Source organism: Micromonospora ureilytica, from assembly GCF_015751765.1.
Classification (GTDB): Bacteria; Actinomycetota; Actinomycetes; order Mycobacteriales; family Micromonosporaceae; genus Micromonospora; species Micromonospora ureilytica.
The window spans coordinates 4648384-4662431 of the sequence record NZ_JADOTX010000001.1 but is presented as its reverse complement, the minus strand read 5'-3'; the positions used below and the strand labels follow the sequence as shown (position 1 = coordinate 4662431).

The following is a 14048-nucleotide window of genomic DNA, read 5'->3' as shown; positions in this document are numbered from 1 at the left end:
CAGTCTCCCAGGATACGAGCCGGTGCCTCGGGAGCGACACGGAACGTCGCCGGTAGGCTCGCGCCCCATGATGTCGATCGACGGGCTGGGCGACCTGTGGGACACGCTGTTCGGCGCGCAGCCGGACCCGCCCGCGCTGCTGGTGCTGATCACCGGAGCCGTCGCGCTGGTGGTGGTCTCCACCCGGCTGCCGTGGCGGATCGCCCGTAACGCCATCACCATCGCGCACGAGGGTGGGCACGCCCTGGTCGCCCTGCTCACCGGCCGCAAGCTGCACGGCATCCGGTTGCACTCGGACACGTCCGGGCTGACGCTTTCCGCCGGCCGCCCCACCGGGCCGGGCATGATCCTCACTCTGCTCGCCGGGTACGTCGCACCGCCGCTGGTCGGGCTGGGCGGCGCCTGGCTGCTCGGCGGCAACCGGATCACCCTGCTGCTCTGGGTGGCCGTGGCGCTGCTGCTGGCCATGCTCGTCATGATCCGCAACGCCTTCGGCGTGGTGTCGGTGCTGGTCACCGGGGCGCTGGTGTTCGCCGTCTCGTGGTACGCGACGCCGCAGGTCCAGGCCGCGTTCGCGTACACCGGGGTGTGGTTTCTGCTGCTCGGTGGGGTGCGGCCGGTGGTCGAGCTGCAACGGCTGCGCTCGCGGGGCCGGATGCCCGCCTCCGACGCCGACCAACTCGCCGGGCTCACCCCGTTTCCGCCGCTCTTCTGGGTTGGCGTCTTCGCACTGGTCAACCTGGCGGCGCTGATCGCCGGCGCGCTCCTGCTCGCCGGCCCGATCCTCACCGACGCCGGCCTGACCAGCTGACGGAAGGCGCACGGGTGGGCGGCGCACCGGCGGGCAGAATGGGGTCATGCGATACGTGATCATCGGCGCGGGTGCGGTCGGCGGGACCATCGGCGTACGGCTGGCCCAGGCCGACCGGGACGTGACACTGGTGGCCCGCGGCGCCCACCTGGACGCGATCCGCGCGCGGGGTCTGACAGTGCGCCAGCCCGACGGCGAGGTGACCGCCCGGCTCGCGGCGGTGGACCGGCCCGGTGACCAGCCGCTGCCAGCGGACACCGTGCTGATCCTCACCGTGAAGTCGCAGGACACTCCCGGCGCACTGGCCGCCTGGGTGGACGCGCCGGTGGTCGGCGGCGGCACCGCGGGCGAACGTCTGCCGCTGGTGACCGCGCAGAACGGGGTGGCCAACGAGCCTGCCGCACTGCGCCTCTTCGCCGACGTGCACCCGGTCTGTGTCTGGCTGCCGGCCACGCACCTGGACCCGGGCGTGGTGGTCGCCAACGGATACCCGCATCCGGGGATGCTCCACATCGGGCGGTACCCCGGGGGCGCCGACGACACCGACCGGGCGATCGCCGCCGACCTGACCGCAGCCGGCTTCGTCGCCCCGGTCCGCAGCGACGTGCTGCGCTGGAAGTACGGCAAGCTGCTCAGCAACCTCGGTAACGGCCTACAGGCGCTGCTCGGCCGGGACATCCCGGACGCGCTGGTCGAGCGGGTACGCGCCGAGGGCGTCGCCGCGCTCGCCGCCGCCGGCATCGCGCACACCTCGCCGGAGGAGGAGAAGGCCGAACGCGGCGACCTGGTCGGGCAGCGCCCGGTCGACGGCGAGGCCCGCTCCGGCGGCTCCACCTGGCAGAGCCTGGCCCGGGGCACCGGCTCCACCGAGGTCGACCACCTCAACGGCGAGATCGCGTTGCTCGGCCGGTTGCACGGCGTACCGACGCCGGTCAACGTGGCCGTGCAGCGGGCCGTACGCCGGGCGGTCCGGGAGCGGATCGCGGCCGGTGCGTTCCCGCTTCCCGAGTTGGAGAAGATGATCGCCTGACCGGGGCAACCGACGACCCCGCCCGGTGCGTGTTCCCAGCGACCGACACGGGGAGGTAACGGGTGCCGGACGTCGACGGGTTCGACGAGTTCTACCGGGGGAGTCGGCAACGGCTCCTCGGGTTCGTCTACGCCCTCACCGGCGATCGGAGCGAGGCGCAGGACGCCGTGCAGGAGGCGTACGTCCGGGTGTGGCAGCGCTGGTCGACGGTCAGCGCGTACGACGACCCGGAGGCCTGGGTGCGGGTGGTAGCCAGCCGGATCGCCGTCAGCCGGTGGCGCAGCCTGCGTAGTCGTGCCCGCGCGTACCTGCGGCACGGTGCCACCGAGACCGTTCCCGGGCCCGGCACCGACACCGTCGCGGTGGTCGCCGCCTTGCGCCGGCTGCCCGAGGAGCAACGCGTCGCGATCGCTCTGTACTACCTGGTCGGCATGCCGGTCGCCGACGTGGCACGGGAGACCGCGGCCCCGGTGGGCACCGTCAAGGCCCGTCTCTCCCGGGGGCGCACCGCGCTCGCCGGCCTGCTCGCCGTCTCTGACCTGGAGGAGGCAACCGATGCGTGACGACCCGACGCTCGTCGAACAGATCCAACGCGACCTGCAGGACGTGCGCTGGCTCGGCCCGGAGGAGATCCGCTCCCGGGCCCGCCGCCGCAGCCAGCGCAAGATCGTGGTGGCCACCGTCGTGCTGGCCCTGGCCGGGGCCTCCGCGGTGGCGGTCGCCGCGCCGAGAACGTCGCCGCCACCGGCTCCGCCAGCCGCCTCGGCCTCGCCGACCCGCCACGAGATCACCACCGACGCCCTGTTGCAGCCAGCCGACCTGTCGCAGCAGGTCGATGTGCAGCTCAGTCAGTCGGGGCTGGGCGAGCCGGTGCTGCTGAACCACATGCTCGGCTACTGCCGGACGAGGCAGGGACGCTCGGAGGGCTGGCAGATGTCGATCCTGTCCCGTTCACAGACGTTCGTGCCCAAACACGCTGCGCCGATCCACACCCGGTCGGCTGGTCTGGTCACGCAGGATCTCTTCCGGTTGGTACCCGAGGCGGCCAGACAGCTCTTCGCCAGTTTGGACGACCTGGTCGCCCCGTGTGCCGAGTGGCTGAACGTTGGGCCGGTCCTGACGGCAAAAGGGGCCCGCACCGGGGAAGCGCTGCACCGGTGGTCGGTGACGCAGCGGGGCTTCGCCGGGGACGACGCCGCCATCCTGCGGGACTCGCTCACCGTCACCCTGGACCTGGAGACCGGGCAGCCGCTCGGCGACCCTCCGTCGCCGATCCTGCTGGCGGTCGTCCGGGTCGGCGACACCGTCTCGGTGCTCAGCCTCGGCTACGACGGCACCGAGGCCGAACTCGTCCGGCTCGCCTCGGCGGCGGCGGCGCGGATGTGCGCCGCAGCCAACCCACCCTGCTGACGCGGCCGGGGCGATCAAGGGACCGGGATCAGAGCGGGATGTTGCCGTGCTTCTTGGGCGGCAGGGTCTCCCGCTTGGTGCGCAGGACGCGCAGCGCCCGGACGATCTGGGTGCGCGTCTCGTGCGGCGGGATGACCGAGTCGATGTACCCGCGCTCGGCCGCCACGTACGGGTTGGCCAGGGTGTCCTCGTACTCGGCGATCTTTTCGGCCCGGACCGCCGCCGGGTCCTCGGCGCCGGCCAGTTCGGAGCGGTAGAGGATGTTCACCGCTCCCTGCGCGCCCATCACCGCGATCTGCGCGGTCGGCCAGGCGAAGTTCAGGTCCGCGCCGAGGTGCTTGGAACCCATCACGTCGTACGCCCCGCCGTACGCCTTGCGGGTGATCACGGTGACCTTGGGGACGGTCGCCTCGGCGTACGCGTAGATGAGCTTGGCGCCCCGGCGGATGATGCCGTCCCACTCCTGACCGGTGCCGGGCAGGAAGCCGGGCACGTCCACGAAGGTCAGCACCGGGATGTTGAACGCGTCGCAGGTACGAACGAACCGGGCTGCCTTCTCCGAGGCGGCGATGTCCAGGGTGCCGGCGAAGTGCATCGGCTGGTTGGCGACCACACCGACCGGCCGTCCCTCGACCCGACCGTAGCCGACCACGATGTTCTGCGCGTAGAGCGGCTGGACCTCCAGGAACTCCCCGTCGTCGAGGACGTGCTCGATCACCGTGTGGATGTCGTACGGCTGGTTGGCCGAGTCCGGGATCAGGGTGTCCAACTCCCGGTCCTCGTCGCTGATCGCCAGGTCGGCGGGGGCTTCGACCACGACCGGCTCGTCGAGGTTGTTCGACGGCAGGTACGACAGCAGCGCCTTGACGTAGTCGACAGCGTCCTCCTCGTCGCTGGCGAGGTAGTGCGCGTTTCCGCTGCGGGAGTTGTGCGTACGCGCGCCGCCCAGCTCCTCCATGCCGACGTCCTCGCCGGTCACCGTCTTGATCACGTCCGGGCCGGTGATGAACATGTGCGAGGTCTGGTCGACCATCACTGTGAAGTCGGTGACCGCCGGGGAGTAGACCGCGCCGCCGGCGCAGGGCCCCATCACCAGCGAGATCTGCGGGATGACGCCGGAGGCCCGGACGTTGCGGAAGAAGATCTCGCCGTAGAGGCCGAGCGAGACGACGCCCTCCTGGATGCGCGCGCCGCCGGAGTCGTTGATGCCGACCACCGGGCAGCCGATCTTCATGGCCAGGTCCATCACCTTGACGATCTTCTCGCCGAAGACCTCGCCGAGGGAGCCACCGAAGACCGTGAAGTCCTGCGCGAAGACGCACACCTGCCGGCCGTCCACCGTGCCGTAGCCGGTGACCACACCGTCGCCGTACGGGCGGTTCTTCTCCAGCCCGAAGGCCGTGGACCGGTGCCGGGCCAGCTCGTCGAGTTCGACGAAGGAGCCCTCGTCGAGCAGCATCTCGATCCGCTCGCGGGCGGTCTTCTTGCCGCGCGAGTGCTGCTTCTCCACGGCGCGGGCCGACCCGGCGTGCACCGCCTCGTCGACCCGGCGCTCCAGGTCCGCCAGCTTGCCCGCGGTGCTGTGCATGTTGGTCCCGGTCTCGGTAGTCACCCAGGGAATATAACGATGGTTCAGGTGGGTGCCGCTGTGCAGTACGCCTCAGTGTCCACCGGAGCACCGCCGTAGGCTGGCGGAATGTCGGGCTCCCCGTACACCGATCTGGACCGGCCGCCGCTGTCGGCGGCCCGGCTGCGCCGCGCGTTGGTCGCGCCGAACGGGCCGTGGGCCCGGCTGGAGTTGCGTGCCGAGACCGGCTCCACGAACGCCGACGTGGCCGAGGCCGCGCGGGCCGACGAGCCCGAGGGCCTGGTCGTGGTCGCCGAGCGGCAGACCGCGGGGCGCGGCCGGCGCGGCCGGGTCTGGCAGTCGCCGGCCCGGGCCGGCATCGCGACGAGCGTGCTGCTGCGGCCCGGCGAGGCCGTGCCGGACCGCGGCTGGCTGCCGGCGACACCCACGGGGTACGGGTGGCTGCCGTTGCTGGCCGGCGTGGCGCTCGTCGAGACGGTGGCCCGGCTGGCCGAGCTGGAGGCCACCCTCAAGTGGCCGAACGACCTGCTGGTCGACGACGCGAAGTGCGCGGGCGTGCTGGCCGAGGCGGTGCCCGGACGCGCGCCGGACCAACCGCCGGCCATCGTGCTGGGCATCGGGCTCAACGTGACGCTGCGCGCCGACGAGTTGCCGGTGAATCCGACCGGGCTGCCGGCCACCTCACTCCAGCTGGCCGGCGCGGTGGCCACCGATCGGGATCCGCTGTTGCGGGCGCTGTTGCGGGCGGTCGCCGACTGGTACGACCGTTGGCGCTCGGCGGGCGGCGACGCGGTGGCCAGCGGCCTGCGCGACGCCTACCTGGCGGCCTGCGCGACGATCGGCCGCGAGGTACGCGTCCTGCTCCCCAACGGCGACTCCTTGACCGGCACCGCCACCGGGGTGGACCCGGACGGCCAACTGATGGTCACCACCTCCACCGGCGCCCGAACCCTGGCCGCCGGCGACGTCCTGCACCTCCGCTGACGACGTGCAAGATCGCGGAGAACGGGTGGGGCCGCGTGGCGGATGTTGTGGTGGGGCTTGGGGGGTTTACGGTCTGCGCGACTAGAAAATCGCGTTGGAGGTTCCCGTGGCGTTTCCTGAAGACGTGCTCACCGAGGACGAGCATGTCGTGCTGCACCTGCACCCGCACTGGAAGGCGTTGATTCGGCCGATCGTGGTGCTGGTGCTGGCCATCGCCGCGGTGGTGGTCGGCGTGCTCCTGTTGCCCCAGAGCGGCGGCGGTTCGATCGCGCTGGCCGTGATCGGGGCGATCGCTCTGATCGGGGTGCTCTGGCTCGGCCTGTGGCCGTTCCTGGTCTGGCGCACCACCCACTACCTGTTCACGAACGAGCGGGTCCTGCTCCAGCAGGGTGTCTTCTCCCGGGATCGGCGGGACCTCCCGCTCGCCCGGGTCAACGACCACTCGATGAACCAGCGTTTCGTCGAGCGCCTGCTCGGCTGCGGGACGCTCACCATCGAGTCGGCCGGTGAGCGCGGCCAGTCGGTGCTCGCCGATGTGCCGGACGTCGGAAAGGTGCAGACCACCCTGTACGAGCTGGTCGAGGCACAGCACGACAAGCACTCGCTGGGCGACGGCGAGATGCGCGACATGCTCGCCGACATGCAGGACGGCAAGCCGCTGCGCGACACCACGACCTGATCCGAACCGGCTGCGACCCGCCCAAGACACGCTGTCGGGGGCGGGTCAGTCGTTTCGGTGAACCTCGGGTGAGTCGCTGATCTCCGTCGGCTCCCCGTCGGGCGACTCCGCGGCGGACGGGTCCGCTGCGATCGGGCCGCCGTCGGGCCCGTCAGCTCCGTCGAGCCGGTCAGCTCCGTCGGGCCCGTCAGCTCCGTCGGTCGGGGCGGCTTCGGTCGGGGCGGCTTCGGCTTCGGCGGCGTCGACCTCGACCGGTCGTACGGCGAACCAGCCACGGAAGCGGGTCCGCAGCACCTCCTGCTCGGGCCGGTCGTCCGGGCCGAGGCGCAGCATGGTGCCGGTGAGGCTGACGGTGCCGAGCCCGGGGCGGGCGGTCGACGGTCGGGCGCCCATCACGTCGACCCGGACCGCGAGCCGGTCGCCGGCCCGGACGGGGGCGAGCCAGCGCAGCTCCTCCAGGCCGGGGGACGCGTCCGCGGCGGCCCGGGACAGCAGGTGGTCGACGTAGGCGCGCATGAACAGGCTGACCGTGTAGAAGCCGCTGGCGATCAGACCGCCGTGCCGGCTCGCCGCGGCCAGGTCGGGGTCGACGTGGTACCACTGCGGGTCGAAGCGGCGGGCGAAGGCGACCATCTCGTCGGCGTCCACGGTGACCACGCCGAGGTCGACGGTGAGCCCCGGGACGAGATCCTCGAAGAACAGCTCGGCCGGTCGCCCCGTGCCGGAGCGGGCGTCGGGTGCCGTCACCGGCGGGGCGCGCGGCGGGTGCTGACGTGCAGCTCCGCGGCGAGTTCCGCGTCCAGGTCGGCGGCGGGGCTGACACTCAGTCGCGTGGGCCGACCCTGGGTGGGCGTACCGGGCGGGTAGTCGGCGCGTGGCGCGGTCTCCGCCTCCTCCAGCTCGGACACGGATTCCGCCAACTCGGCGACCGGGTCCATCTCCGCCATGGTGTCCCACTCGTCGCGGGGAATGCTGTGCCAGGTGGAGTCGGGCTTCGCGGCCTCGTCCTCGGCCGGTGCGACAGGTTGGAAGACGAAGGTGCGGTATGACCAGAACCGGAACAGCGTGGCCAGCATGACGCCGACGGTCTTGGCCAGATTCAGTGCCAGCAGGCCGTGTACGCCGAGACCGTACTTCGCTGCCGCCACGGCACCCAGCTCGATCAGCAGGCCAGCGCCGTTGAAAAGGAAGAAAAGGAGGTATTCCCGGCGAAGCGCCGATTTCGGCCGATCCCGGTACGTCCAGTGCCGATTCATGAGGTACGACGTGATGGTGGCGACGATGGTCGCGATCACGGTCGCCTTCAACTGACCATTGACGAAAACGGTCAGTGCGAGGGCATTGAACACCGCGTAATTGATGACGGTGTTGATGCCGCCGACGATGCCGAACTTGAGCGCCTCGTGGATGAACTTCTGCCAGCGCTCAGGCAGCAGGCGGACAAGACGCATGCGAAACACCTTAGGGCAGTCGGTGCGGCCGGCGATCACCGGCCGAACGAGTTGGGCGGCAGGTCACGCCTCGTGGTCACGGTCGGGATTCACCTGCGGAACGGTCGGGGTTCCCGCTTCGACGAAGACGAACCGCCGGTACGACCAGAATCGGAACAGCGTGGCGAACCCGGTGCCGACGATGTAGCTGGCCAGGTTGTCCGCCAGTCGCGTCTGGAACACGGCCGGCCAGATGGCTCCGAGCCCGTAGCGGCTGAGCGCGAGGCAGGCGACAGTGATGCCGAGACCGACCGCGTTGAAGAAGAAGAAGAGCGCGTACTCGCGGGCCGCGTTGTTGCGCTGGCGGTGTCGCCACGTCCAGAACCGGTTGCCCACGAAGGCGACGGAGGCCGCGATCACGGTGGAGATCGTCTTCGCGGTCAACTCTTCGACGCCGTGCTTGCTCGTCAGGTAGTTGAAGAGCGCGAAGTCGACGAGGAAGGCGAAACCACCCACCGTGGCGAACTTGCTCATCTCGTGGAGGAGGTGACCGAAGCGGTCGAGCAGCATGCCGACGAGACCCCGTCGGGTCTGCCGGGGACCCGGTTGTTCCCCGGTCATCGTGGCGGCCACGGAGGGAGCCTACCGGCTGCCGGCCAGTCACAGGGGTAGCAACGGCAAGCGGGCGTGGTCTCCCGGAGGGGCCAAGCGCCACGTGCGTAACCGCTGCACAGAGCGTAGCGAATTGGGAGGACTGAGCCGCTGCGGAACGGGAATCCCCGCACCGGTCGGCGGGGCAGGTCCACGGCCCGACCGCAACAAGCGTCCGCCGGGGTGCACAACAAGATTTGCGTGAAACTGCGCGAGAAAGCGGGTATCAGCTCGTGATGCCGCAGCGAGGCCGTAGCTTGTGCAGTTCTTCACAACCTGTCCCACTGACTCGGAAGGCTGCCCGGTTTACGCTGAGGCCAATCCCAGGTTTCCACGAAGGCGACGCATCGCGCCGCCGAGTCTCGTGCATCCCATAGATCGGTCAGCGTCGACCACAAGGAGATGTGTCATGGTTGCTCCGGCTGTTGTGCGGGGTATCGATCAGGCCCCGACGTCCCATCCGAAACTGCTCGCCTGGGTCCGTGAGGTCGCGGAACTGACCACCCCCGACCGTGTCGTCTGGGTGGACGGCTCCGACGAGGAGTGGCGCCGCCTCACCGATGAGCTGGTCGAGGCCGGCACACTGATCCGGCTCAACCCGGAGAAGAAGCCCAACTCGTTCTACGCGCGCACCGACCCGACGGACGTCGCCCGGGTCGAGGAGCGCACCTACATCTGTTCCGTCGACGAGGCGGACGCCGGCCCCACCAACAACTGGATGGCGCCGGCCGAGATGAAGCGGACGATGACGGATTTGTACCGGGGCTCGATGCGCGGTCGCACCATGTACGTCATCCCGTTCGTCATGGGCCCGGTCGAGGCCGAGTCCCCGATGTTCGGTGTCGAGATCACCGACAGCCCGTACGTGGTCGCCTCGATGCGCATCATGACGCGGATGGGCACCCGGGTCCTCGAGGCCATGGGCGACGACGCGGACTTCGTGCACGCGCTGCACTCGATCGGCGCCCCGCTCGCCCCCGGCCAGCAGGATGTCGCCTGGCCGTGCAACGACACCAAGTACATCTCGCACTTCCCGGAGAGCCGGGAGATCTGGTCGTACGGCTCGGGTTACGGCGGCAACTCGCTGCTGGGCAAGAAGTGCTACTCGCTGCGGATCGCCAGCGTGATGGGCCGGGACGAGGGTTGGCTCGCCGAGCACATGCTGATCCTCAAGATCACTTCACCGGAGGGCAAGACCTACCACATCGCCGGCGCGTTCCCGTCTGCCTGCGGCAAGACCAACCTCGCCATGGTGGAGCCGACGATCCCCGGCTGGAAGGTCGAGACCATCGGCGACGACATCGCCTGGATGCGGTTCGGCCCGGACGGCCGCCTCTACGCCGTCAACCCCGAGTACGGCCTGTTCGGCGTCGCGCCCGGCACCGACTGGAAGACCAACGCCAACGCCATGCGCACCCTGGACCGGGGCAACTCCGTGTTCACGAACGTCGGCCTCACCGATGACGGCGACGTCTGGTGGGAGGGCATGGGCGAGCCGCCCGCGCACCTGATCGACTGGAAGGGCAACGACTGGACGCCGGAGAGCGACGGCCTGTCCTCGCACGCGAACAGCCGGTTCTGCACCCCGATCACCCAGTGCCCGATCCTCGCCGACGAGTACTTCGACCCGAACGGCGTGCCGATCGACGCGATCCTCTTCGGCGGACGCCGCAAGGACACCGTCCCGCTGGTGACCGAGGCCCGCGACTGGGTGCACGGCGTCTACATGGGCGCCACGCTCTCCTCGGAGACGACCGCCGCCGCGTCCGGCGCCGTCGGCGTGGTTCGGCGGGATCCGATGGCGATGCTGCCGTTCATCGGCTACCACGCCGGTGACTACTTCCGGCACTGGATCGAGATGGGCAAGGGCACCGACGGCGACGAGGCGAAGCTGCCGAAGATCTACTACGTCAACTGGTTCCGCAAGGACCCGGACGGTTCGTTCCTCTGGCCGGGCTTCGGGGAGAACTCCCGAGTGCTCAAGTGGGTCGTCGAGCGGATCGAGGGTACGGCCGACGCGGTCGAGACGCCGGTCGGCATGGTGCCCGCCCCGGACGCCCTGGACGTCGAGGGCCTGGACATGACTCCGGAGGACGTCCGGATCGCTCTGAAGGTCGACCCGGACGAGTGGCGCAACGAGCTGCCGATGATCACCGAGTGGTTCGAGAAGTTCGGTGACAAGCTGCCCGGCGTGCTCTGGGCCGAGTTGGACGCGTTGCGCGCCCGCCTCGACGCCGCGCAGCCGCAGCGCTAGGTGTGAAGACGGCCCCCTGCGGGCAACATCGGATTTCATGACGACGGCCGCCGAGACCCAGGTCCGGCGGCCGTCCGCCGTCCGGCTGCTCACCATCCTGCTGGCGACCACGGCGGCGGCCACCGTCGTGGTCGAGCTGCTCAACTGGTGGTACGCCCCGGAGCAGGGCTTCGGGCTGGCCGTACGGACCGGCTGGGCAATGCTGCGCTCGTTCGGCTTCCTGCTGCTGATCGGGCACGTGCGACGGGGTCGTACGGCGGCCCGCCCGTTCGGGCTTATCCTCGCGGTCACCACGATCTTCGCGGTCGGCCGGCTCATCGTGCCCAGGCAGGGGGTGCCGCCGCTGCCCGGCCTGCTCGGCTTCGCGATCCTCACGGCTCTCTGTGTGTCGGTGGTCTGGCTGCTCTACCGCTCGTCGGCGGTGGCCGGGCACCTGGTCCGGCACCGTCCACGCCTCGTCATCGACCGGGACGGCATCTCCTGGCGGGAGACCCCTCCGCGCCGACCACAGGCCAGTGCCTGGTTGTTGACCAGCCGGGTGGCGGCCTTCACCTACAGCCCGCTGATGCTGGTGCCGGCCCTGGTGGCCGGGGGTTCCATCCTGGATGGTCGACTGACCGCCGTTCCGGCCGTGTTGTTCTGGTTCGCCGCGGGCATCACGGCCAGCTACGCGGTGCTGTTCTGCACAGCGTTCCTGATGCGGGGCAAGGACTGGGCGCGTGGCCTGCTGGTCGTCGTCACGGTGGCCGTACTCGCCGTGGATCTGCCGTTGTGCTGGTGGCTGCTGGGCGTGGACGGGCTGATCCGCGACGGCGCCCCCCTCCTGGCAGCGGCCGGCCTGACCCTCTACGGCCTACGCCGCGCCGCCCGCGCCCCCCAACCTGAACCCCAACCCTGACCGCGCCGGGGCCCCGCACCGACGCCGCTGGGTGCCGACCCGGCGGCCGACGCTACCCAGCCCCTGCCCATCCCCTCCCGTTGCTCTGCACCCTCCCTTTGCTCTGCACCCCGATAGGCGACAGTCGCGGACGGTAACCGTCGCGTCCGCGGGTGCAGAGCAAAGGAGGTGGGTGAGACCAGCCGGCCCAGTGCGGGAGCGGTCTTCGCGGGCTGGCAGGGGGCAGGATGGCGGGTGGCGTCGGTCACAGCGGTCGGCGTCGGGGCAGTCGCGGAGATCGTCGGGGCGGCCGGCCGCAGGCCCGACCGGTTCGCCCGGCGGGAGCGGCCGCGCCGCGTCGGACCGGAGGGAGGCGCGCGGTGGGTGACGAGTTCGACGTGGTGGTGGTGGGAGCGGGGCCGGCCGGGGCGGCTGCCGCGCTGACGGCGCGCCGGGCGGGTGCCAGCGTGCTGCTGCTGGACCGGGCCGACTTTCCCCGGGACAAGGCATGTGGTGACGGGATCGCCGCGCACTCGGTGGACGTGCTCACCGAGCTGGGGGTGACCGAGGCGGTGGCAGGCTACGCGCCACTGCCGGCGTTACGCATGATCGCTCCGGGTGGCGGCGCGGTGGCTCGGGCGCTGCCTCGACCCGCGTACACGGTGCCCCGGGAGGTCTTCGACGCGCGGCTGGTGACGGCCGCCGTGGCCGCCGGCGCGCAGCTGCGCCGGCACACAGTGCGCCAGGTCGAGCCGCGGGCCGACCGGGTGGTGCTCGACGGGCAGGTGTCCGGCCGGGTGGTGATCGGCGCGGACGGCGCCGGCTCGGTGGTACGTCGGGCGCTCGGTCATCCGCAGAACCCCGACCGGCACCTCGCGCTGGCCATCCGGGGGTACGCCCCGGCTCTGCCCGGCCCGTCCGAGCAGCTCATCGTCACCTCGAAGGCGCGCTGGCCGGCGTACGCCTGGTCGTTTCCGATCGGCGACGGGCGGGCGAACGTCGGGTACGGGGAGGTCCTGCGCGGTGAGCCGCTGAGCCGCGCGTACCTGCTGGACCGGTTGGCCGCGCTGCTGCCCGGCACCGACCTGGCGACCGTGACCGCGTTGCGCGCCCATCATCTGCCGCTCTCCACCCACCGGCCGGCGCCGGGGCGAGGGCGCCTGTTGCTGGCCGGCGACGCGCTGTCACTGATCAATCCGTTCACCGGGGAGGGGATCTTCTACGCGCTGCTCTCCGGTGCGCTCGCCGGGTCGGCGGCGGCCCGGTCGCCCGAGGGCGCGGCCGGCCGCTACGCCCACGGGTTGCGTCGCCGCCTCGGCACCCACCTGCGGCACAGTTCGGTCGCGGCCTGGTTGGCCAGGCGTCGCCGGGTGGTGGACGCGGCGGTCCGGGCGGCCCGTCGGGACGACCGGGTGTTCTACGACGTGGTCGAGCTGGGACTGGGTGACGGACGCCTCACCGCTCGTACGCTCGCAATGATCGGCATCGGTCTGGGCGGCGGGGATGGGGCTCCGAGGCAGTGAACTGCCTGAAGGGTCGCTACGCTGCTAGGTGATGACGCTGCGGGACCTTATCTACTCCGTGTACGAGCGCCGGCTCACGGCGAAGCTCGCGGGTAAGCCGGTGCCCCGGCACGTCGGGGTGATGTGCGACGGCAACCGCCGATGGGCGAGGGAGATGGGCTTCGTCGACCCGAACGACGGTCACCGGGTCGGCGCGGCGAAGATCAAGCATGTCCTCGGCTGGTGTGACCAGGCCGGTGTCGGGCACGTGACCCTCTACCTGCTGGCCACCGACAACCTGCGCCGTCCGGCCGCTGAGCTGGACCCACTCCTCAAGATCATTGAGGACCTGGTGGTGGAGCTCTCCGAGGAGGGCAACCCCTGGCGGCTGCGCATCGTCGGGGCGCTCGACCTGTTGCCGGCGCAGACCGCGGCGGCGCTCAAGGGGGCCGAGGAGCGCACCCGCGAGCGCACCGGAGGCGCGGAGGTCAACATCGCGGTGGGCTACGGCGGTCGCCGGGAGATCACCGACGCGGTTCGTTCGCTGCTGCTGGAGCACGCCGCCACCGGCGGCACGCTCGAGGAGTTGGCCGAGGTGCTGGACGTCGAGCACATCGCCGAGCACCTCTACACCCGGGGCCAGCCCGATCCGGACCTGGTCATCCGCACCAGTGGTGAGCAGCGGTTGTCCGGTTTCATGCTCTGGCAGTCCGCGCACTCGGAGTTCTACTTCTGCGAGCTCAACTGGCCGGATTTCCGGCACATCGACTTCCTGCGGGCCCTGCGCTCGTACGCCACCAGACAACGCCGCTACGGCGTCTGACCCGGCGGC

The 14048-nt window shown here is 71.0% G+C and carries 14 protein-coding genes; 10 read left to right on the top strand and 4 right to left on the bottom strand.

Translation table 11 applies throughout. From position 1 onward, the window contains the following. The first annotated feature begins 67 nt into the window (after window positions 1–67). The 4 genes from IW248_RS21060 (at window position 68) to IW248_RS21045 (ending at window position 3251) form a co-directional block, all read left to right on the top strand. On the top strand, window positions 68–811 hold the full coding sequence (locus IW248_RS21060; protein WP_196928364.1) for a M50 family metallopeptidase: 744 nt from the start codon (window positions 68–70) through the stop codon (window positions 809–811). Window positions 812–857: 46 nt separating this feature from the next. Beyond that, the gene (locus IW248_RS21055; RefSeq protein ID WP_196928363.1) at window positions 858–1841 is read left to right on the top strand and encodes a ketopantoate reductase family protein; all 984 of its coding nucleotides are present in this window, start codon (window positions 858–860) and stop codon (window positions 1839–1841) included. A 62-nt stretch (window positions 1842–1903) separates the two neighbouring features. Then, on the top strand, window positions 1904–2404 hold the full coding sequence (locus IW248_RS21050) for a SigE family RNA polymerase sigma factor (protein WP_196928362.1): 501 nt from the start codon (window positions 1904–1906) through the stop codon (window positions 2402–2404). Next, a complete protein-coding gene (locus IW248_RS21045; protein ID WP_196928361.1) occupies window positions 2397–3251 on the top strand; it encodes a hypothetical protein in 855 nt (284 codons plus the stop codon). Before IW248_RS21050 ends, IW248_RS21045 begins: the two co-directional genes overlap by 8 nt. A 28-nt stretch (window positions 3252–3279) precedes the next feature. Here IW248_RS21045 and IW248_RS21040 read toward each other — a convergent pair whose 3' ends face one another. After that, window positions 3280–4863, bottom strand: coding sequence for an acyl-CoA carboxylase subunit beta (locus IW248_RS21040; protein WP_124819599.1), 1584 nt, complete (start codon window positions 4861–4863; stop codon window positions 3280–3282). Between the two features lie 84 nt (window positions 4864–4947). On the opposite strand from IW248_RS21040, the gene IW248_RS21035 reads away from it, so the two are divergent. Both IW248_RS21035 and IW248_RS21030 read left to right on the top strand, forming a co-directional pair. After that, complete coding sequence (locus IW248_RS21035) at window positions 4948–5823, top strand: biotin--[acetyl-CoA-carboxylase] ligase (RefSeq protein ID WP_196928360.1); 876 nt, start codon at window positions 4948–4950, stop codon at window positions 5821–5823. Between the two features lie 106 nt (window positions 5824–5929). Then, window positions 5930–6502: a PH domain-containing protein gene (locus IW248_RS21030; RefSeq protein ID WP_124819595.1), complete on the top strand. Its 573-nt coding sequence runs from the start codon at window positions 5930–5932 to the stop codon at window positions 6500–6502. 45 nt (window positions 6503–6547) lie between these two features. On the opposite strand, the gene IW248_RS21025 is transcribed toward IW248_RS21030, so the two are convergent. From IW248_RS21025 to IW248_RS33895, 3 genes are all read right to left on the bottom strand, one after another. After that, entirely contained in the window at window positions 6548–7249 is a 702-nt protein-coding gene (locus IW248_RS21025) for a MaoC/PaaZ C-terminal domain-containing protein (RefSeq protein WP_196928359.1), read from the bottom strand. Continuing rightward, entirely contained in the window at window positions 7246–7953 is a 708-nt protein-coding gene (locus IW248_RS21020) for a GtrA family protein (protein WP_124819603.1), read from the bottom strand. Before IW248_RS21020 ends, IW248_RS21025 begins: the two co-directional genes overlap by 4 nt. 63 nt (window positions 7954–8016) lie before the next feature. Beyond that, on the bottom strand, window positions 8017–8553 hold the full coding sequence (locus IW248_RS33895) for a GtrA family protein (protein WP_124819601.1): 537 nt from the start codon (window positions 8551–8553) through the stop codon (window positions 8017–8019). A gap of 439 nt (window positions 8554–8992) precedes the next feature. On the opposite strand from IW248_RS33895, the gene IW248_RS21010 reads away from it, so the two are divergent. The 4 genes from IW248_RS21010 (at window position 8993) to IW248_RS20995 (ending at window position 14039) form a co-directional block, all read left to right on the top strand. Further along, window positions 8993–10837 (top strand): phosphoenolpyruvate carboxykinase (GTP), encoded by a 1845-nt coding sequence (locus IW248_RS21010; protein WP_196928358.1) that lies wholly within the window; start codon window positions 8993–8995, stop codon window positions 10835–10837. Window positions 10838–10874: 37 nt separating this feature from the next. After that, entirely contained in the window at window positions 10875–11735 is an 861-nt protein-coding gene (locus IW248_RS21005) for a hypothetical protein (protein ID WP_196928357.1), read from the top strand. A 359-nt stretch (window positions 11736–12094) separates the two neighbouring features. Then, on the top strand, window positions 12095–13237 hold the full coding sequence (locus IW248_RS21000) for an NAD(P)/FAD-dependent oxidoreductase (RefSeq protein WP_196928356.1): 1143 nt from the start codon (window positions 12095–12097) through the stop codon (window positions 13235–13237). 31 nt (window positions 13238–13268) lie between these two features. Continuing rightward, window positions 13269–14039, top strand: coding sequence for an isoprenyl transferase (locus tag IW248_RS20995; protein WP_124819587.1), 771 nt, complete (start codon window positions 13269–13271; stop codon window positions 14037–14039). The last annotated feature ends 9 nt before the right edge of the window (window positions 14040–14048 follow it).